Here is a 21586-nt window from a genome sequence, read left to right as displayed (position 1 = left end):
ATTATACAGATATGTACACATTTTCAAATAAATTAAAGACATTTTCCATCGTTCTAATGGTTTTAGGACTATTAGGTGTTGGATATGGTTTTATGACATCTCATAAATCTTTTGAAGAAGTAGAGCACCTAATTGCAACTGAGGAAGCGCACCATGGTGGTGGTCACTCCGAAGCAACCGACCACTCTGCCCCTTCACATGATGCACATGAAACAAATGACTCACATGGAGATATGGCGCATGGTCAGGTGGATGAACATCAAAAACATGTGGAACATGTTCAACATCAAATCGCTAACAGGCCATGGGCTGCCTTATATGTTGCAGCCTTTTTCTTTATGATGATTGCCTTGGGGGTTTTGGCCTTTTATGCCATTCAAATAGCTTCACAAGCAGGATGGTCTCCCGTATTGTTCAGGGTTATGGAAGGGATTACGGCCTATTTACTACCGGGGGCTATCATTGTGGTTTTGGTCGCACTGGCATCGCATTTTATTGGTCATGATAATTTATTTATCTGGATGAATCCGGAAGTAACCAATCCGGAGAGTGCACATTATGATAAATTAATTGCCGGTAAATCGGGGTGGTTAAATGTAGTGTCTTTCACCATAAGAGCCGCTATTTTTATCGGTGGCTGGAGTTTTTACAGATGGATCTCCCGTAAATATTCCATTGCTCAAGATACAGCCGAAGACAACAGTAACTTTATAAAAGCATTTAGGTGGTCTGCGGGTTTCTTGGTGTTTTTCATTTACACCGAATCCATGATGTCCTGGGACTGGGTTATGAGTGTTGATCCTCACTGGTTTTCAACCTTATTTGGATGGTATGTATTCGCCAGTATGTTTGTAAGTGGAATTACGGTTATTGCATTGATAACCATATATTTAAAATCCAGAGGCTTTTTGGATTTTGTTAATGCGAATCACTTGCATGATGTGGCGAAGTTTATGTTTGCAATGAGTATTTTCTGGACCTATTTATGGTTTTCACAGTTTATGTTGATTTGGTATTCCAATATACCTGAAGAGGTCACTTATTTTGTGTCGCGATTTAATGATTACAAACTGCCATTCTTAGGTATGGTAGTGCTTAATTTTGTGTTCCCTATATTAATGTTGATGAATGCCGATTATAAACGAATTCCTTGGTTTGTTGTCTTAACAGGCTTAGTGATTTTGCTCGGACATTATATAGATGTCTTTAACATGATTATGCCGGCAACCGTAGGGGATAGATGGTTTATTGGTATTCCGGAAATGAGTTCAATTTTACTTTTCGCCGGGTTGTTCATATTTGTGGTTTTTACGGCCCTTACCAAAGCACCATTACTAGTAAAAAGATATCCTTTTAAAAAGGAAAGCGAAGAGTTTCATTATTAATTAAGATTTAAATTAAGAAGAGCGATAACAATGACTACTTTATTAACCATTATAGTTTTAGTTTTTATTTTAATTGCCATTTGGCAAATGGTAAAGATATTCGATTTAGCCCAAGCTAAAACAGAAACTGCCATACCTGGAGTAGCCACCGATAAGGATAATACCATGAATGGGTATTTAATGATGGGCTTCTTGGCGTTCATTTATGTCATTACAATTGTATGCTGTGTAAAATGGGGTGATTTGCCGTTATTGTCCAACTCCGCCTCAGAACATGGCCCTACCATAGATAATCTTATGATTGTGTCATTGGTAATAATCTTTATTGTCCAAACGGTGACCCAGTATCTATTACACTATTTCGCATTTAAATACAAAGGAGAGAAAGGTAAAAAAGCTTTGTTTTTTGCAGATAACAATAAATTAGAAGCCATATGGACGATTATTCCCGTGATTGTTTTGGCCGGGTTAATCATTTATGGGTTAAATACATGGATTAACATTATGGGTGTGGATGAAAGCGATGATCCCCTTGTCATTGAATTGTATGCCCAGCAATTTAACTGGAAGGCCAGATACGGTGGTGCCGATAATACCTTAGGAAAATCCAATGTGCGTTTGATTGATATAGACCGAGCCAATATTTTAGGATTGGATGAAGCTGATCCCTATGCTCAGGACGATATTATTACCACCGAACTGCATTTACCTGTGGGGCGACCAGTATTGTTTAAAATGCGTTCTCAAGATGTATTACACTCTGCCTATATGCCTCATTTTAGGGCCCAAATGAACTGTGTCCCAGGGATGATTACCCAATTTGGGTACACGCCCACAGTAACTACAGCACAAATGCGACAAACCCAGGAAATAATAGATAAGGTGGCCAATATTAATAGAATAAGGGTCGAAAAGAGTAAAGACCTTATTGCTAAAGGCGAAGAACCATTAGAGCGTTATGAATTCGACTACTTGCTCCTTTGTAATAAGATTTGTGGTAAGTCCCATTACAATATGCAAATGAAAATAATTGTGGAAACCCAGGAAGAATATGAAGCCTGGATAAAGGAGCAAAAGGATTTTAAAAACTCTCTGATTAACTAACAAAAAAATAAAACGATATAAGATTATGTCAGCACACGAAGATATGCACGCTCACGACGATCATGGACATCATCATAAAGAAACGTTTGTAACTAAATATATATTTAGTCAAGACCACAAGATGATTGCCAAGCAGTATCTTATTACAGGTACTATTATGGGTGTTATTGGAGTAATAATGTCATTGATGTTCCGCATGCAGATCGCCTGGCCGGAAGAACCAAATGCGATTTTTGAGGCCTTGTTGGGAAAATGGGCGCCAGACGGTGTCATGGATGCCGATATTTACTTGGCATTGGTTACCATACATGGCACCATCATGGTGTTCTTTGTGCTAACGGCCGGATTAAGCGGTACCTTCAGTAACCTATTAATACCTTTACAGATTGGAGCTCGGGATATGGCATCTGGATTTCTTAACATGGTATCCTATTGGTTATTCTTCTTGTCCAGTGTTTTTATGGTCATTTCCTTATTTGTTGAAGCCGGACCGGCAGCCGCAGGATGGACTATTTATCCGCCTTTAAGTGCTTTACCTATGGCCCAGTCGGGTTCTGGTATGGGGATGACATTATGGTTAGTGTCCATGGCCATATTTATTGCGTCGTCTTTATTAGGATCACTTAACTATATTGTTACTGTCATTAACTTGCGTACCAAAGGCATGTCCATGACAAGATTGCCGTTAACCATTTGGGCCTTTTTTATTACTGCCATTATTGGTGTTGTATCGTTCCCGGTATTGTTATCTGCGGCCTTATTGTTGATTATGGATCGAAGTTTTGGAACCTCGTTTTTCTTATCAGATATCTTTATACAGGGAGAGGTGTTGCATTACCAGGGGGGGTCTCCGGTATTATTCGAGCACCTGTTTTGGTTCCTGGGGCACCCGGAAGTATATATCGTGATTCTGCCTGCCATGGGGCTCGTATCGGAGATTATGGCTACCAATTCACGCAAACCTATTTTTGGATATAGGGCCATGATTGCGTCCATACTGGCCATAGCATTTTTATCAACCATTGTTTGGGGACACCATATGTTCGTGTCAGGGATGAATCCATTTTTGGGTTCTGTATTTACATTTACAACCTTATTAATTGCCATTCCTTCAGCAGTAAAAGCCTTTAACTGGATAACAACCTTGTGGAAGGGGAATTTACAGTTAAACCCGGCGATGTTATTTTCGATAGGGTTTGTTTCAACCTTTATAACAGGGGGGTTAACAGGAATTATTTTAGGAGACAGTGCCTTAGATATTAATGTTCATGATACTTATTTTGTTGTGGCCCACTTCCATTTAGTTATGGGTATTTCGGCATTGTATGGGATGTTCGCGGGAATTTACCATTGGTACCCTAAAATGTTTGGTAGAATGCTAAATAAAAACCTGGGATATATTCATTTTTGGGTCACAGCGGTTTGCGCCTATGGTGTGTTTTTCCCAATGCACTTTATTGGAATGGCCGGACTACCACGTCGTTATTACACCAACAGTAACTTCCCGTTATTCGATGATTTAGCCAATGTGAATGTCATTATTACGATTTTTGCCTTAATAGGAGGTATCGTTCAAATCCTTTATTTATATAATTTCTTTGGAAGTATTTTCTTTGGTAAGAAAACCGTACAAAACCCATGGAAATCCACAACTTTAGAATGGACGGCACCTATAAAACATATTCATGGTAACTGGGAAGGAGAAATCCCTCATGTGCACCGTTGGTCCTATGATTACAGTAAACCGGGACACGATGCCGATTTTGTACCTCAAAATATTCCACTTAAAGAGGGGGAAGAGGAACTGCAGCATTAACTCTTGCATAAGCCTTAATCTTCTCTAACGGAAGTATCTAAAATTTAAAAGATGAGGCCTTTCCATTTGGAAGGGCTTTTTCTTTATATTTGTTTTTTACACGGTGTGAATTCAACAGATTTATGGGATACCATTCCAACCGCATTGAAGACTCTAGAGTATGAACGAAAACTTAAATCCAACGGATAAACATTTTTCTCCTGAAGACATTGATGTCGAGAAAAAACTGAGACCATTGTCGTTTGATGATTTTACGGGACAAGATCAGGTATTGGAAAATCTAAAGGTATTTGTTGAAGCGGCCAATTTAAGATCAGAAGCATTGGATCATACCCTGTTTCACGGTCCACCGGGATTGGGAAAAACAACATTAGCACACATATTGGCCAACGAATTAAATGTAGGCATAAAAGTCACCTCCGGGCCTGTTTTGGATAAACCCGGAGACCTGGCCGGTTTATTGACCAATTTAGAAGAACGCGATGTCTTATTTATTGATGAAATCCATCGACTAAGTCCTATTGTAGAGGAGTATCTCTATTCCGCAATGGAGGATTACAAAATAGATATTATGATTGAAACCGGGCCTAATGCCAGGACTGTACAGATTAATTTGAATCCATTTACTTTGGTTGGGGCCACAACACGCTCCGGCTTATTGACCGCTCCCATGCGTGCTCGGTTCGGGATTCAAAGTCGATTGCAGTATTATAATACCCATTTGTTAACGACTATCATTCAGCGGAGTGCCCATATTTTGCAAGTACCCATTTCCATGGAAGCTGCCATTGAGATCGCTGGGCGTAGCCGCGGAACGCCCCGTATTTCGAATGCCTTATTGAGACGTGTACGCGACTTCGCTCAGATAAAGGGCAATGGTAAAATAGATATGGGTATATCCAAATATGCCTTGGAAGCCTTAAATGTCGATGCCCATGGTTTGGATGAAATGGATAATAAAATCCTGTCGACCATTATTGATAAATTTAAAGGAGGTCCGGTGGGAATCACTACCATTGCTACTGCCGTGAGTGAAAGCTCCGAAACGATTGAAGAAGTTTACGAACCCTTTTTAATTCAACAGGGCTTTATTATGCGCACCCCTCGAGGACGGGAAGTCACAGAATTAGCCTATAAGCATTTAGGGAAAATCAAAGGCAATATGCAGGGAGGGTTGTTTTGACACATGGCATCATCTTGAGCTTGTTCAAGGTTTTCCTATATTATGAATTCATTATCAAATCATACCCAACTCATAAAAACTGAAGCCAAACGACTTGGGTTTTTATCCTGCGGCATAAGTAAAGCGGCATTCCTGGAACAAGAAGCACCCCGTTTGGAACAATGGCTTAAAAGAGAGTTGAACGGGGACATGCGTTATATGGAAAACCATTTTGACAAGCGTCTGGATCCGACGAAATTGGTTGAAGGTTCTAAATCCGTTATTTCTTTACTTTTAAATTATTATCCTTCAGAAACTCAAAATGCGAATAGTTATAAACTATCAAAGTATGCCTTTGGGAAAGACTACCATTTTGTAATCAAGGAGAAACTCAAGGTTTTACTTGAGTTTATTCAGCAGGAAATAGGTGAGGTCCATGGTCGCGCTTTTGTGGATTCGGCACCCGTTTTGGATAAGGCATGGGCTGCTAAAAGTGGTTTAGGATGGATTGGAAAACACAGTAATTTAATCACGCAACAAGTAGGGTCCTTTTATTTTATTGCTGAATTGATCATTGATTTGGAATTGGAATACGACGGTCCAATTACAGATCATTGCGGAACATGCACCGCTTGTATCGATGCTTGTCCTACAGAGGCTATTATTGAGCCTTATGTGGTCGATGGCAGTAAATGCATTTCGTATTTAACCATAGAATTAAAAGATAGCATACCCACAGGATTTCAAGGTCAAATGGACAATTGGATGTTTGGATGCGATGTATGTCAGGATGTTTGTCCCTGGAATCGGTTTTCAAAGCCGCACCGCGAACCTCTGTTTCATCCAAACCCGGAATTGCTTTCCATGAGCAATAAAGAATGGGAGGAAATAACAGAAGAAACCTTCAGGAGAGTGTTTAAAAAGTCAGCGGTGAAGCGGGCCGGGTATTCCGGACTTAAACGTAATATTGATTTTTTAAAAAAAAATAGTGACTAGGGGAGTTGTTATTTATAAGATGCTATTTCATGGATTATAGTATGGGTTTAAAAAAATATTGTATATTTAAACTTCTCTGATTGCCATATTTAAAGCCATGGTTTTTACTCGCCATGTTTAATGGGCAAAAATCTACTGTACTTTTTTACGATTGTTAGGTAAACATTCACACTAACTAAAACTTTATTTTATGAGAAAACTAGTAATTATTGTACTTGCCTTATTGTTGTCTGTGCCGGTTTTAGGACAGGAAAAACTGTTTGTTGTTTTGGAATTGATGAAAGTCGATAACGAACAAGAAATGGCTTATGCAGAAACAGAACAATTCTGGAAGAAAATCCATCAAGAACGGTTAAAAGCCGGTGAAATTATTGGCTGGGACCTATGGGCACTTTTACCCGGAGGTGAACACCAAGGCTACCAGTATGCTACAGTGAACCTGTACGATAGCGCTGAAAAAATGTTTGGAGGTTCTGATTTTATGAACCATGTTAAAGCGGCCTATCCCGATCTGAGCGAAGAGGATCTTGCAAAAAAAATGAAGGCTACTTCCCAATCGAGAGATTTGGCCATACGCATATTTATGGAACGAGTAGACCAAACGGAAGGTGATTTAAGTATGGATGTGGGTACAGTAGCTTATATCGACTTTATGAAAGTGGATATGGGGGGGTATTATGCCTACGAAAAAGCCGAGATGGATGTGTTTAAACCCATGCATCAAAGCATGGTCGATAATGGATCCAAGGGGTATTGGGGATTATTCCGGTTTATGGTACCACAAGGGAGTGATACCTATGCATCGCATATAACGGTTAACATGTTCGAAAATCTTGAGAAAGCACTGAATCGAGAAGGTCCCGACATGGATTTAACAGATGCTCAGGAAAAAGCCATTCAGGAGGGGCTTAAAACACGTGATATGAAATTTACGTATATGGCCCGATTAATTGATATCGTAAGGTAGAGTAAAGGGTACAAAAAGTAAAGTATATAAGAAGGGCACCTGATCATCGTCAGGTGCCTTTTTTTATTTATCTATGAGCTTGTTATTTAACACATCAGGAAGAATTTCGCAGCACAAGCTCGGTATCGATTATGACCTTTTGGTAGACAATAGGTTCACCTTTCTTTTTACGTTCAATCTCTTCAAATAAAATCTCGGAAGATCGCTTCCCAATTTTGTAGGCGTTTTGTTCTACAGAGGATAAAGACGGTGTAATGACGGAAGCCATAAACCAATTGCTAAAACCAAATAAAGCGATCTGATCGGGAATTTTTATACCATTTTCATTAAAATAATTTATGGCCCCAATGGCCAACATGTCGTTAACCGTAAAAATGGCATCTACATTATCCCCATGATCCAGAAGTAATTGTTTTGCACTGGAATAACCATCTGTAAAATCAGAATTGTTATTGCATAAATATACCAGAGAAGAGTCATAAGGGATGCCGTGGTCTTCCAACGCCTTTTTATAGCCCAAAAACCGATCTATAGAATTCTGGGGATTGAGATCGCCCCTGAAGTGTGCAATGCGTTTACGGCCCGTATTGATAAGGTAGGAAACCGCAGAATACGCTGCTTTTCGGTCATCAATAAGAACTTTGGAACAATTAACCAATTTGGCAATTTTATCAAATAGAATCAATGGAATGTTGTAGTCCATTATTTTCTGCAGGTGCTTAAAATCTCTGGTTTTGTTGGATAACGAAATTAAAATACCATCAACCCCTTTGTTTAATAATAAATCCACTTGTTTTTTTTCGGTCCGATAATCTTCATTGGATTGCAGAATAATGACCATGTAGTTTCTGTTCTCGGCTTCTTTTATTATTGCATCCAGAACAGTAGAGAAGAAATAATGAACCATAGTCGGGATAATAACACCAATAGTTTTGGATTCTTGTTTGCGCAGACCAATGGCAAAAGAATTGGGGACATAATTTAACTTTACAGCCAGTTCTTTAACTATTTTTTTGGTTTTATCACTTACGTCAGGATAATTTTTTAATGCTTTTGAAGCCGTGGTGATGGAGATGCCCAATTGCTTTGCAATATCCTTTAAAGTTACGGGTTTCATCTGTTTAAATTTATTGTTTTCATTGGTCAGATCTGCCAGAGGACTGGCAGGTGACATTTTCCAGCAATCATCCTAGTGGTATCAGGATTTGAAATGACCCATTTCGGAATGGAGTCTGAAACAAAAATTAAGTTAAAAATTATTATTCAAATATATATTATTAATGGACTGTTTTTTTTAAATCCCTTGAAAATAATTTTGGAGTTTAGTAATTGAATATTTTATTTTTTGTCAGGTTCCTAAAAAATTAGTAATTTAAATGCATAATCGTGAGATAATAAAGTTGAGATTAAGGATAATTTAAAAATCGAAAACGTTTTCGATACAATTTAAATATATTTTTTCGAAAATTTATTCTACTTCGCGGTCATTATTAACATCTTTGTTACGGTCTGTTTAATTATTCGTATTAAACAGTAGACTAACTATTCTTAAACTAAATAACTTAAACATGAGAAAAAAATTACTTAAAAGAGTAATGCTTTGGCTCTTATTCTTAGGAGGAAGCCTTATTTATGCTCAAACAACTGTTACAGGTGTTGTTTCAGATGCGATGGGGCCTTTGCCCGGAGTAAACATTTTGGTTAAGGGAACTACAACAGGTACCCAAACAGATTTTGACGGAAATTACACCCTTGAGGATATTCCAAGTGATGCTGTGATTATTTATAGCTTTATAGGATATCAAACACAGGAAATAACAGTAAATGGACAAACAACAATTAATGTAACCCTAGCCGAAGATGCAGCTCAGCTTGATGAAGTAGTTGTTGTAGGATACGGTTCGGTTAGAAAGCAAGATGCAACAGGAGCTGTTGCTTCAATAAAGCCTGAAGATTTTAATCAAGGTGTTCAAACATCTCCAGATCAATTAATTCAAGGTCGAGTTCCAGGGGTGCAAATTACAGCAGCAAGTGGCGAGCCAGGTGCAGCATCCAATATCCGAATTCGAGGTACTTCTTCTATTAGAGGGGGGAACGGTCCGCTTATAGTTGTTGATGGTGTTCCTCTTGATGGTGGTGATGTGAGCCCAGGTACGGATGGAGGCCAAGGCTTAGGTAAATCTTCTGCTCGTAACCCTTTAAACTTTATCAACCCTAACGATATAGCGAGCATAGATGTTCTTAAAGATGCTTCTGCAACGGCTATCTATGGTTCTCGTGGCGCTAATGGTGTGGTGATAATAACTACAAAACGTGGTAAATCAGGTGAGCCAAAATTAGAATTTTCATCTTCAATTAGTACTGCTACTATATCAAATAAGATTGATTTATTAGATAGGGATGGATTTGCAGCCGCAGCCGCTGCAATTGGTTTGGGGTCATTAGATGAAGGTCAGAGTGTTGATGGTTTGGATGCTATTTTAAGAACAGCCACAACACAAAATTATAATTTAGGTTATAGCGGTGCTTCTGAAACGGGTAGTTATAGGTTATCATTATCCTTACAGGATCAGGAGGGGATAATTAAAAATTCGGGATTGCAAAAGTATACGGCTAACGTAAATTTATCCGAAAAGTTTTTTGATCAAAAAATGAAGATTGATGCTAAAATGATTGTTTCTTCTGTTAATGATGAGCAACCTGCATTATCTCAGGATGTTGGTGCAGAAGGGGATCTAATGATTTCAGCATTACGTTGGAACCCTACAAGGTCATTCTATAATACAGATGGAACGTACAGGCAGTTTAATGATAATCCACGAAACCCGTTGGCATTTTTAGATTATTATTCTGATAATACTGAAACCACACGTATTTTTGGTAATTTATCCATTTCATATGATATCACAGAGGAACTACAATATAAATTTAATTTTGGTGTTGATAGAACATCTTCAGAAAGACAATTGGCTGTTTCAAGGCTAATGCAGGCACAGTTTACACGAGGTGGGTTTGCAAATATCCAGACTATCAATACTTTTAGTAAGTTATTTGAGCATACCTTAAATTATAGTAAAGACTTATCCGATAAAATTAGGCTGGATGCTGTAGTCGGGTATTCTTATCAAGCTTTTGAAAGAAGAGGAACGACGACAAGAGTTGAAGGTTTTAACTCTGATAATCAGGATTTTTATTTAGACAATTTAGGTGGAGGAACTACATCAACGTTGGCAACACTGGATAGTAACGGTAATTATGGTGTTGGAAATTCATCATTTTTTGCGCCAAGTTCAGAATTACAATCATTTTTTGGAAGAGCAAACGTAAGTTTGAATAATAAATACCTATTTACTGCAACGCTGAGAGTTGATGGTTCTAGCAGATTTGGAGAAGATAACAAATATGGGTATTTCCCATCTGGCGCTTTTGCTTGGAAAATGCATGAAGAGGAATTCATACCTGAATATTTTGACGATCTAAAGTTACGAGTAGGATATGGAATTACTGGAAATCAAGAGTTTCCAGCTGGTTCAGCACAAACTCAATTTAAACCAGATGGCGGTGGAGGTATTCAACAAGTAACAGTAGGAAACCCAGATTTGAAATGGGAAACGACTTCTCAGATTAATTTAGGTGTGGACTTTGGATTCTTTGATAATCGTTTAACAGGTTCTATTGATTATTATAGTAAAACAACAGATGATTTATTGTTTAGGGTAAGAGCGGCTCAACAAGCTCCCAATGTGTTTATATGGAGAAATTTAAGTGGTGTTGAAGTTGCTAATAATGGTTTTGATGTAGGGCTGAATGGGGTTATTATTGATCAAAAAGATGGTCTAACTTTTGACCTTGGGGTAAATTTAAGTTTTTTGAATAATGAAATTACCGGCGTTTCAGATCTTTTTCCAATAGGTATTAGTACAGGAGCTGTAAGTGGCCAGGGATTATCAGGCCAGACAGGACAATTGCTGTATGATAATCAACCATTATATGCTTTTTATCTCCCTGTTTGGACGGGCTATGATTCAAATGGAATATCGCAGTATGCAGATATTAATGGTGATGGGGTAGATACCTCAAGTGGTATTGATGGACCAGGAGCTGGAGATAGAACATTTGTTGGGGACCCTAATCCAGATTTCACAGTTGGTATTTCAGCAAACTTAAAGTACAAAAATTTTGATTTAGGTATTTTTATGAACGGTGCTTATGGCCATGAAATTTATAACAATACAGCTAATGCTGTATTTAACAAAGCGGCCTTGCAGACAGGAAACAATGTTACCCCAGATGTGGCTAATTCCCCGCAGGCAACAGGAGATGCTCCGAAACCGTCGACATTTTATTTGAGTAGTGGGGATTTTTTAAGATTGTCAAATGCTACCATTGGATATACGTTTGAACCTGGAAAAGTTTCTAAGTGGATTGACTTTTTAAGAGTTTTTGTAACAGGGCAAAATTTATTTGTTATAACACCTTATGATGGTTTTGACCCTGAGGTAAATACAAATAAAGAAATTGATGGGGTACCCTCTTTTGGTATAGATTATTCAGCTTATCCAAGATCTAGAACATTCACTTTTGGATTTAATGTGTCATTTTAAAAAAAAATCAAATGAAAAAAATAATTATAGGAATTCTTAGTTTGGCTATTGGTTATAGCTGTACAAATTTAGAGGAAGATTTGAACGACGCTGTTGCTAGTACAAGTGGAGGTGTTAGCTCAACAGACTTACTATCTGGGGCTTATTCAGCCTTAAGAGAATTACAGCATGAGCAAGATCTATTACCAGCTTATGTGCATTCATCAGACGAGTTGATACCTCCAACACGAGGTGCCGACTGGGATGACGCTGGAGCCTGGCGTTCACATCATTTTCAAACATGGACAAATGCACATCCCCATATAGCAAAATTATGGAGAGATTTAAATAGCCGTTCTTTTGCTGCCCAACTAGTTTTGTGCAATGGAGCTGCAACATCGCAACAGGCCGCAGAAGCTACATTTTTAAGGGTTTTTACAGATTACCTGATATTAGACCTATGGGGTAAAGTGCCAAGAAGAGAGTGTGGAGAAGACTTGCTTTTGTCTCCAACAGGTTTATTGTTAAGAGCTGATGGTATAAACACATTGATTTCAGAGCTTGAAGCAGTTGTTAATGATTTGCCCTCAGGTGTCAATCCTATTGTGGCTAATCAAAATGCAGCTAGAGCCTTATTGGCAAAGATGTATTTGAATAAAGCTGTTTATGAAGCTACAAGTGAAGACGGTGGGGCGATGAGTGGGCCATTTACCTTTAGCTCGGCAGATATGAATAAGGTCATCGAAAATGTAAATGCTATTACAGGTCGTTCTTTGGCGGCAAACTATTTTGATAGTTTTATTCCCAATAATACCAACTCATCCCCTGAGCTTTTGTTTGTTTCTGAAAACATTCAAGGAGGAGCTGTAGGCAGGGTACTTAGCCGTTGGCACATGTCAATGCATTATAATCAGAATCCAAGTGGATGGAACGGTTTTGTATCTACAGTAGAATTATATAATTTATTTGAGCCAGGAGACCTAAGGTTTCATCAAACTTTACCTGAAATTACAGATAATGGAGGAGGGTATAACGCTGGATTTCTCATAGGCCTGCAAAATGATGTCAATGGAGACCCTATTAAAGATCGTCAAGGAAATAACTTGGTTTACACCCAAGATGTGAATATCTTTAATTCAACTGAAGAGAAAGGTATACGTGTTGTAAAATATATTCCCGATTATGTAAACGATAATAATCCGAATAATGATTATGTTTTCCTGAGATATGCAGACGCTAGATTGATGAAGGCTGAGGCTATAATGAGAGGAGGCTCAGATTCTGAATCTGCCTTAGATATTGTTAATGAAATAAGAACATTAAGAAATGCCTCAGAATTAACCGCTCTTACAGAACAAGACTTAATTGATGAAAGAGGGCGTGAACTTTATTGGGAAGGTTGGAGAAGACAAGATCAGATTAGATTTAATACTTTTTTAGGAACGTGGCAAGAAAAGCCAGATGCCAGCTCAGAAAAAGCATTACTAATGCCCATACCCGCAGAGGCTATTTCGGCAGATCCTAATCTTCCTCAAAATCCAGGGTATTAATTATAAGTTTTTAAAAAAGGTAGTTTAATTTTTTGTTAAGATTAATTCAATAGGAGGGGGTGGTTCGCCCCCTTTTTTTAACTATGGTGATCATCATAGAGTCAAATTATACTATATGATCCTTTAAATCCTTAAAATATCAATAAGTCTACAATATTATGAGTAATAAGGGAGTGTTTATCTTTTTAATAGTTTTGTTTTACATATCCTGTGTTAAAGAATCAGACAACACAAATAAAGAGACACTATTTACTAATCTGGATTCAAACGATACTGGTGTAAAATTCACAAATACTGTTTTAAACGAAAAGGATGTCAATATTTTTACCTATCGCAATTTTTATAATGGAGGTGGCGTAGCTATTGGTGATATCAATAACGATGATTTACCCGATATTTTTTTTACAGCTAACCAAGGGGCAAATAAGCTTTTTCTAAATAAAGGCCATTTAAAATTTGAAGATATTTCCAAATCAGCCAATATTGAAGGTAACAATGTGTGGTCAACGGGTGTCAATATGGTTGATATTAACAATGATGGTTTTTTGGATATTTATGTGTGTAATGCAGGAAACGTTACCGGAGATAATTTGAAAAACGAACTTTATATCAATAATGGTAATTTAACCTTTACCGAGCAAGCAGAAAAATTCAATCTTGCAGAAAGTGGGCTTACTACCCATGCCGCCTTTTTTGATTATGATAAAGATGGCGATTTAGATGTATACATTTTGAACAATAGTTTCATACCAGTAAACTCATTGAATTACTCCAATAAAAGAGAACTTCGGGCAAAAGATTGGGAAGTGCCAAGTTTGTTAAAAGGTGGAGGAGATAAGTTGCTTCGAAATGATGATGGAAAATTTGTTGATGTGAGTGAGGAGGCTGGTATTTTTGGAAGTCTAATTGGTTTTGGACTAGGAGTAACAGTTGGCGATATCAATAATGATTCTTATCTAGATATTTATGTGTCAAACGATTTTTATGAACGTGACTATCTATATATAAATAACCAAGATGGAACCTTTACCGAGTCCATAAAAGATTGGACAACACATACCAGTCAGTCTTCAATGGGAGCAGATATGGCAGATATTAACAATGATGGTAATCCAGATGTGTTTGTAACCGATATGTTGCCAGAACATAATAAGCGAGTAAAAGAAACTACCCAATTTGAAACTTATGATGTTTACCAAAGAAAGCAAGGGCTGGATTTTGACCATCAATACATGCAGAATAGTTTACAGTTAAATCTTGGAGATAATTATCTGGCCGAAATAGCTAATTTAAGTGGAGTTTCTAAAACAGATTGGAGCTGGGGTGCACTTTTATTCGATATGGATAACGACGGTTATAAAGACATCTATGTGTGCAATGGTATTTATCATGACTTAACCAATCAAGACTTTATGACCTTTTTCGCTAACGATATTATTCAAAACATGGTGCTAACTGGAAAAAAGGAAGAGGTTTCAAATATTATAAATAAAATGCCCAGCAACCCCATCACCAATTATGCTTTTAAAAATTCTGGAAATTTAGGCTTTGAAAATGTAACCCATGCTTGGGGTTTTGATAAGCTTACATTTTCCAATGGGGCCGCATATGGCGATTTGGATAACGATGGCGATTTGGATTTGGCAATTAATAATGTTAACCAAGAAGCTTTGGTATATAAAAACAATGCAGAAACATTAACCCAAAACAATTATATAAAAATCCAATTACAAGGAAAGTCACCAAATAGGTACGGTATAGGCAGTAAAATAAAATTGTTTTCAAATAAAGAAGTTATTCTTCAGGAGGTTATTCCGTCTAGAGGGTTTCAATCATCGGTTGATTATGTCCAAACTATTGGAATTGGAAATAAAACCATAGACTCCATTCAAATTATATGGCCTGATAATTCTTTTCAAATACTTACAAATGTCCTTCCAAAAAAGAAGTACATCTTTAAACAAGAAAACGCTTCACTAAAATTAACATTTTCAAATAAAAACAAAAACACATTCTTTTCTGAGGTTGAAAACAAATTAGAGTCACATCAAGAAAACCATCACAGTGACTTTAACTATGAAGGTTTAATACCTCAAATGCTGTCTAAAGAAGGACCAACAATTTCGATTGCTGATGTTAATGGCGATGGGCTGGACGATGTTTTTCTTGGTGGTGCAAAAGGGCAAGTAAGCAAACTGTTTTTTCAAACGACATCAGGAGATTTGATTGCACCGCGCGAACAGGGGTTTGAAAAGGATAAAGACCTTGAAGATACGGCATCTGCATTTTTTGATGCTGATAATGATGGCGATTTAGACCTTATGGTGGGCACAGGAGGAAATGAGGTAGAAGATGAAAAAAACTATAAAACCAGATTGTTTCTCAACAATGGTAAAGGCTATTTTGGTAAGAGCAGTGAAACTATTCAAGCAACATTCCACAACGCATCTGTAATTGCACCTTGTGATTTTGATGATGATGGTGATATGGATGTTTTTGTTGGAAGCAGAAGTGTGCCTACCATTTATGGCATTAACGCTAAACAACAGTTATTGGAAAATAACGGAAAGGGAGGTTTTAAAGATGTTACCAAAAACAAAGCCTATGTCTTCAATGGTTTAGGAATGGTAACAGATGCCAAGTGGTATGATTTTAATGCTGACGGCAAAAAAGATTTAATTGTTACTGAAGATTGGGGGACACCTCGGGTTTTTGAGAATAATGGTAAACAATTGGTTGAACGGAATACTAATTTAAGTCAGTTCAAAGGGTGGTGGAACGCAATTAATGTTTCCGATTTAAATCATGACGGATTACCAGACTTGGTTTTAGGTAATAACGGATTGAACTTACCCTATAAGCCTTCAAAAGAAAATCCCATTAAAATCTTTGTTAACGATTTTGACAATAATGGAACTATTGAGCAAATTTTAACCGAAACCATTGATGGTAAAGATGTGCCCATTATTACAAAACATGAACTTACAGCCCAAATAGTTTCCTTAAAAAAGAAAAATTTAAAGTTCTCAGAGTATGCGACAAAATCTATTGATGAGCTTTTTCCTGAAGAAATAATATCTCAATCCATTGTTAGAGAAGTAAATATCTCTCAAACTGTTGTGGCATTAAATAGTATATCAGGTGATTTCAAAATAATTCCGCTCCCTACACAAGTGCAATTTTCAAGTGTAAGTGCCATAGCAGTTTTGGACGTAAATAATGATTCAAACTTAGATTTGGTGATGGGAGGGAATCAATACAACTTTAAACCACAATATTCTAGGTTGGACGCCAATTATGGAAGCTTATTGCTTGGCGAGGGTAATGGCACTTTCAATTGGGTAGATTATGATGACTCCGGTTTTTTTGTGGATGGGGAAATAAAGCATATTGCAACGCTTAAAACAACAAAAGGAATTGAATTAATAATAGGTATTAATAACCAACAGCCGAAAATTTTCAAGTTGAATCATGATTAAGTTCATGCCATATATTCTAGTTCTAATGATTCTTTTTAGTTGCAAAAAAGAACCTGAAAAGCTATTTACAGTTTTGTCGCCAGAAGATTCGGGGATTAATTTTAACAACAAACTTAGAGATACGGTTGGTCAAAATATTTTGGATTACCTGTATTATTATAATGGCGGAGGTGTGGCTATTGGTGATATAAATAACGATGAACTTCCAGATATTTTTTTCACCTCAAATCAAAACCAAAACAAACTTTATTTAAACAAAGGGAATTTGAAGTTTGAGGATATTACAGAAAGCGCCAATGTTGCAGGAAAAAGTGATTGGAGCACAGGTGTGTCAATGGCAGATGTAAATGGAGATGGCTTGTTGGATATTTATGTGTGTGCCGTTGTTGGGACCAATGGGTTTATGGGAATGAATGAACTATACGTTAATAATGGGGATTTGACATTTTCGGAGAAAGGCCATGAATATGGATTGGATTTTGACAATTACAGCTCTTCAGCCGCCTTTTTTGATTATGATTTAGATGGCGATTTGGATGTGTATTTGCTTAATCACGCCATACATACCGAAGAGTCTTTTGGTAAAGCAAGCATAAGGAACAACAGAACTTATGAAAGTGGAGATAAACTTTTAAGAAACAATAATAATAAGTTTGTTGATGTAAGTGAAAGTGCTGGCATTTTTGGTGGAGCAAATGGGTACGGATTGGGATTAGCCATATCGGATTTTAACCAAGATGGCTATCCGGATATTTATGTGAGCAACGATTTTCATGAAGACGATTATTATTATTTGAACAATGGTGATGGAACTTTCTCCGAATCTTTAAAGGATTATTTTGGGCATGTTAGCAAATTTTCAATGGGTAACGATGCTGGCGATATCAATAATGATGGATTTACCGATTTGGTAACCTTAGACATGCTTCCTGAGGACGAAAAGGTCTTAAAATCATCGGCAGGTGATGATAACATCCAGCTGCAAAACTTGCGCACTAAACAATTTGGCTACTATTACCAATATGCCAGAAATATGGTTCAGGTAAATCAAGGTGCTAGCAGTTTTACAGAAACAGGATTCTTAAGTAATATAGCGGCCACCGATTGGAGTTGGAGCGCTTTAATTGCAGATTATGACCAGGATGGAAATCAGGATATTTTTATTGCCAATGGTATTCCCAAGCGCCCAAACGATTTAGACTATATTAAATACATATCAAATAGCCAGGTTAAAAAGAAAATTGAAACTACTAATTTAATTGACAAGGAAGCACTAGATTATATGCCTGATGGGAAGTTGAAAAACGGCTTTTATCAAGGAAGCACCGATTTAAGATTCAATAACCAAACCGATACTTGGGTTACTCAAAACCCATCATACTCTACAGGTTCAGCTTATGCCGATTTGGATAAGGATGGCGATTTAGATTTGGTGACCAATAACATTGATGAGCCAGCAACAATTTACATCAATAATACCAATTCCAAAAAGAACTTTTTAAAGCTTCAATTTAACTATTTGGGAAAAAACCGCTTTGGTATTGGCACAAAGGTTAAGCTGTATAATCAAGGAGGCGTACAATCCAAAGAGTTGTTCCTGCAAAGAGGGTTTCAGTCTTCTTCACAACCCATTTTACATTTTGGCTTGGATAGCTTAAAAACTATAGATTCTATAAAAGTAATCTGGCCCAATAGAACCTTTCAAACCTTAAAAAATATAAGTACAAATCAAACAGTGGAGGTTTCTTATGAAAACGCAAAACCGTATGAATATAATTTTGAGGATACTCTCAAACATCAAGTTTTTACAAAAGTTGGAGACAAATTAGGTATCTTTTTTAAACATACCGATAATAATTATATCGATTCCAATCGCAACAAATTAATTCCTTACCAAATTTCTGATAGAGGTCCCGCAGTAGCCATAGGAGATATTAATAACGATGGAAAAGATGATGTGTTTTTTGGGAATGGCAAACATGTGCCGTCTGAAATATACATTCAAAATGACAATGGATTTCTGAAGTATGAAGATAGGCTTTTGAAAAATAGCGCCATTGTTGAGGAAAGCTCGGCCATTATTTCAGATTTCAATAATGACAATAAAAATGATTTGTTTGTGGCTGCTGGAGGTGGTGAATTTTTTGGAAAATCAGAAGAACTTCAAAACACTTTATATACTTTTTCAGTAACAGGTTTGGAAGTTTTAGATGTCCAAGAAGGCTATGAAGACACAGCTATAATTAAAGCTGCGGATTTTGATGGTGATGGCGATTTGGATGTGTTTGTTGGAAATGCAAGTATCTCCAATGATTTTGGAAATATACCTGAAAGTTACATGTTGCAAAATGATGCTGGTTCGTTCAGTAAAAAATCGTTAGGGAATTTAGGCATGGTGAGAGATGCCACTTGGACCGATTTTAACAATGACAATCAAATCGATTTAATAGTGGTCGGAGAGTGGATGTCCCCCATGTTTTTTGAAAATAATAACGGGGAGTTTGTTAATAAAACAAGTACTTATTCGTCTAGCCCTTTAAATGGGTTATGGCGAGCCATCATTCCATTCGATGTGGATAAAGATGGTGATTTGGATTATATTCTTGGGAATTGGGGAACAAATACAAAGTTTAAAGCATCAGAAGAATATCCCATGCTCATGTATTATGCCGATTTCGATAAAAATTCAAAAACAGAAACGTTGCTGGCTACCGAAAAGGACGGAAAGTATTATACGCTTGAAGGTTTGGACGAATTAAGTTCACAGCTTGTCAGCCTTACCAAAAAGAAGTTTACGGTTTACAAAGATTTCGCAGGTAGACCAATTGATCAGGTTTTTGATAGCTCGGTTTTAAATGATGCCAAAGTTTTCGAAGTACATACCTTGGCTTCAGGTGTATTAAAGAATAATGATGGTCGGTTTATTTTTCAACCCTTCGGGAATCAGCTACAGGTTGCGCCGATAAATTGTTTTGTTAAAATCAATTTATCGGGAAAGGATCGTGTGCTTTGTGCTGGAAATTATTTTGGGGTAAAACCTTACCATGGCCGGTTTGATGGCTTTTTAGGCGCACTTATTTCAGACCAAAATAATATCGAATTAGGAAATACGTTAGGTCTCGATTTTTTTAACAAAGCAATCACCAAACTTGAAACCATAACTTTTAATAATAAACAATACTTAATAGCTGTAATACATAACGATGATGTTCAAATTTATGAAATTAAAAAAGACTAGTTTAATACTTTTGGGAATTGTATTAGTGCAAAGCTGTAATACTAAGGACGAACCCATTGAAGTAACGTCTAGGAATTTTATGGATTCGGTCGATCTGGTTACCGAAATTATGATTCATGATGTTTTTTCACCACCAGTGGCCAGCAGGGTTTATGTTTATCCAAACATTGCCGCCTTCGAAATTATTGCCCAAAACAATGAAACTTATAAATCTTTGTCTGGGCAACTTCCTGGATTAAAACCAATACCAAAAGCTGAAAGCCAAAATGTAAACTTAAAGGTCTCTGCATTGGTAGCCCATATGGAATTAAGTAAGACCCTTATTTTTTCTGAGGATAGGATAATCCATTTTAGAGATAGTTTGTATGGTATTTGGAAGGATAAAAATAAAGGCGAATTCGAAGCATCGGAAGCCTATGGTTTAAAGGTTGTTAGTTACATCAAAGATTGGATGAACAAGGATAACTACATTCAAACCAGAACCATGCATAAATTCAATATAGATGCCGACGACCCGTCACGGTGGCAGCCCACGCCTCCAGCTTATATGGATGGCATTGAACCGCACTGGATGAAAATACGGACTATGGTTTTAGATTCTGCATCGCAGTTTAAGCCCATTCCACCACCAAAATTTTCTTTAGAGGAAGACGCTCCATTTTATAAAGAACTTATGGAAGTTTATAATGTAAGCCAAGATATTACAAAGCGAGGTGATACCTCTGAAGAAATAGAAATTGCCCAGTTTTGGGATTGTAACCCTTTTGTGTCGGTTACTCGAGGTCATTTAATGTTTGCTACAAAAAAGATTTCTCCTGGTGCCCATTGGATTGGGATTACCAAAATTGCCTGTAAAAATGAAAACCTGGATTTTAACGAAACGGTTTATGCATTAACAAAAACTTCGATAGGCATTTTTGAGGCATTTATTAGTTGCTGGGATGAAAAATATCGGAGCAATCTCATAAGGCCGGAAACTCTAATCAATCAGTATGTTGATGAAAAGTGGAAGCCCATTTTACAAACACCACCATTTCCAGAATATACCAGTGGCCATTCGGTAGTGTCGGGTTCGGCATCCACTATTCTTACTTCGATTTTTGGTGATGATTATACATTTATTGATGATACTGAGGTTGCTTTTGGATTGCCATTACGAACCTTTACCTCTTTTAATAGAGCGGCAGAGGAAGCAGCAATTAGCAGACTGTATGGAGGTATTCATTATAGGGCCGCAATAGAACAGGGACTTAAACAAGGAAGAAAAGTAGGGCATTTGGTTGCAGAAAAAGTAAAGATGAAATAA

12 protein-coding genes are annotated in these 21586 nt (G+C 37.2%); 11 read left to right on the top strand and 1 reads right to left on the bottom strand.

The window, feature by feature from the left end; translation table 11 throughout:
* Positions 1-11: 11 nt before the first annotated feature.
* From MR054_RS05825 to MR054_RS05800, 6 genes are all read left to right on the top strand, one after another.
* Positions 12-1385, top strand: coding sequence for a quinol:cytochrome C oxidoreductase (locus tag MR054_RS05825; protein ID WP_242082831.1), 1374 nt, complete (start codon positions 12-14; stop codon positions 1383-1385).
* A 30-nt stretch (positions 1386-1415) separates the two neighbouring features.
* Entirely contained in the window at positions 1416-2489 is a 1074-nt protein-coding gene (locus MR054_RS05820) for a cytochrome c oxidase subunit II (protein WP_242082830.1), read from the top strand.
* A gap of 25 nt (positions 2490-2514) precedes the next feature.
* Positions 2515-4305 (top strand): cytochrome c oxidase subunit I, encoded by a 1791-nt coding sequence (locus MR054_RS05815; RefSeq protein WP_242156940.1) that lies wholly within the window; start codon positions 2515-2517, stop codon positions 4303-4305.
* Between the two features lie 160 nt (positions 4306-4465).
* The gene (gene ruvB, locus MR054_RS05810; protein WP_242082828.1) at positions 4466-5488 is read left to right on the top strand and encodes a Holliday junction branch migration DNA helicase RuvB; all 1023 of its coding nucleotides are present in this window, start codon (positions 4466-4468) and stop codon (positions 5486-5488) included.
* A 42-nt stretch (positions 5489-5530) separates the two neighbouring features.
* A complete protein-coding gene (gene queG / locus MR054_RS05805) occupies positions 5531-6463 on the top strand; it encodes a tRNA epoxyqueuosine(34) reductase QueG (protein ID WP_242156939.1) in 933 nt (310 codons plus the stop codon).
* A gap of 190 nt (positions 6464-6653) precedes the next feature.
* Positions 6654-7430, top strand: a complete 777-nt coding sequence (locus tag MR054_RS05800; protein ID WP_242156937.1) for a hypothetical protein — start codon at positions 6654-6656, stop codon at positions 7428-7430.
* Between the two features lie 94 nt (positions 7431-7524).
* Here MR054_RS05800 and MR054_RS05795 read toward each other — a convergent pair whose 3' ends face one another.
* The gene (locus MR054_RS05795) at positions 7525-8547 is read right to left on the bottom strand and encodes a LacI family DNA-binding transcriptional regulator (protein ID WP_242156935.1); all 1023 of its coding nucleotides are present in this window, start codon (positions 8545-8547) and stop codon (positions 7525-7527) included.
* Positions 8548-8998: 451 nt separating this feature from the next.
* On the opposite strand from MR054_RS05795, the gene MR054_RS05790 reads away from it, so the two are divergent.
* The 5 genes from MR054_RS05790 (at position 8999) to MR054_RS05770 (ending at position 21586) form a co-directional block, all read left to right on the top strand.
* Positions 8999-12034 carry a SusC/RagA family TonB-linked outer membrane protein gene (locus MR054_RS05790; RefSeq protein WP_242156933.1) on the top strand — a complete coding sequence of 1012 codons (3036 nt, stop codon included), beginning with the start codon at positions 8999-9001 and terminating at the stop codon, positions 12032-12034.
* 11 nt (positions 12035-12045) lie between these two features.
* Positions 12046-13563 carry a RagB/SusD family nutrient uptake outer membrane protein gene (locus MR054_RS05785; RefSeq protein ID WP_242156931.1) on the top strand — a complete coding sequence of 506 codons (1518 nt, stop codon included), beginning with the start codon at positions 12046-12048 and terminating at the stop codon, positions 13561-13563.
* A 158-nt stretch (positions 13564-13721) separates the two neighbouring features.
* Positions 13722-17042, top strand: coding sequence for a VCBS repeat-containing protein (locus MR054_RS05780; protein WP_242156930.1), 3321 nt, complete (start codon positions 13722-13724; stop codon positions 17040-17042).
* Positions 17043-17046: 4 nt separating this feature from the next.
* A complete protein-coding gene (locus MR054_RS05775) occupies positions 17047-20280 on the top strand; it encodes a VCBS repeat-containing protein (protein ID WP_242156929.1) in 3234 nt (1077 codons plus the stop codon).
* Complete coding sequence (locus MR054_RS05770; protein ID WP_242156928.1) at positions 20261-21586, top strand: vanadium-dependent haloperoxidase; 1326 nt, start codon at positions 20261-20263, stop codon at positions 21584-21586. Before MR054_RS05775 ends, MR054_RS05770 begins: the two co-directional genes overlap by 20 nt.

It is taken from the genome of Aestuariivivens sediminis (assembly GCF_022662105.1).
Lineage (GTDB): Bacteria > Bacteroidota > Bacteroidia > Flavobacteriales > Flavobacteriaceae > Aestuariivivens > Aestuariivivens sediminis.
This window is presented reverse-complemented; position numbering and strand designations above follow the sequence as displayed.

What these genes read in the sequence shown, in the direction of transcription:
- ruvB (WP_242082828.1), top strand. Translation starts at nt 4,466, where the DNA reads ATGAACGAAAACTTAAATCCAACGGATAAACATTTTTCTCCTGAAGAC.
- MR054_RS05785 (WP_242156931.1), top strand. Translation starts at nt 12,046, where the DNA reads ATGAAAAAAATAATTATAGGAATTCTTAGTTTGGCTATTGGTTATAGC.
- MR054_RS05815 (WP_242156940.1), top strand. Translation starts at nt 2,515, where the DNA reads ATGTCAGCACACGAAGATATGCACGCTCACGACGATCATGGACATCAT.
- MR054_RS05800 (WP_242156937.1), top strand. Translation starts at nt 6,654, where the DNA reads ATGAGAAAACTAGTAATTATTGTACTTGCCTTATTGTTGTCTGTGCCG.
- MR054_RS05775 (WP_242156929.1), top strand. Translation starts at nt 17,047, where the DNA reads ATGCCATATATTCTAGTTCTAATGATTCTTTTTAGTTGCAAAAAAGAA.
- MR054_RS05820 (WP_242082830.1), top strand. Translation starts at nt 1,416, where the DNA reads ATGACTACTTTATTAACCATTATAGTTTTAGTTTTTATTTTAATTGCC.
- MR054_RS05795 (WP_242156935.1), bottom strand. Translation starts at nt 8,547, where the DNA reads ATGAAACCCGTAACTTTAAAGGATATTGCAAAGCAATTGGGCATCTCC.
- MR054_RS05770 (WP_242156928.1), top strand. Translation starts at nt 20,261, where the DNA reads ATGAAATTAAAAAAGACTAGTTTAATACTTTTGGGAATTGTATTAGTG.
- MR054_RS05825 (WP_242082831.1), top strand. Translation starts at nt 12, where the DNA reads ATGTACACATTTTCAAATAAATTAAAGACATTTTCCATCGTTCTAATG.
- MR054_RS05780 (WP_242156930.1), top strand. Translation starts at nt 13,722, where the DNA reads ATGAGTAATAAGGGAGTGTTTATCTTTTTAATAGTTTTGTTTTACATA.
- queG (WP_242156939.1), top strand. Translation starts at nt 5,531, where the DNA reads ATGAATTCATTATCAAATCATACCCAACTCATAAAAACTGAAGCCAAA.
- MR054_RS05790 (WP_242156933.1), top strand. Translation starts at nt 8,999, where the DNA reads ATGAGAAAAAAATTACTTAAAAGAGTAATGCTTTGGCTCTTATTCTTA.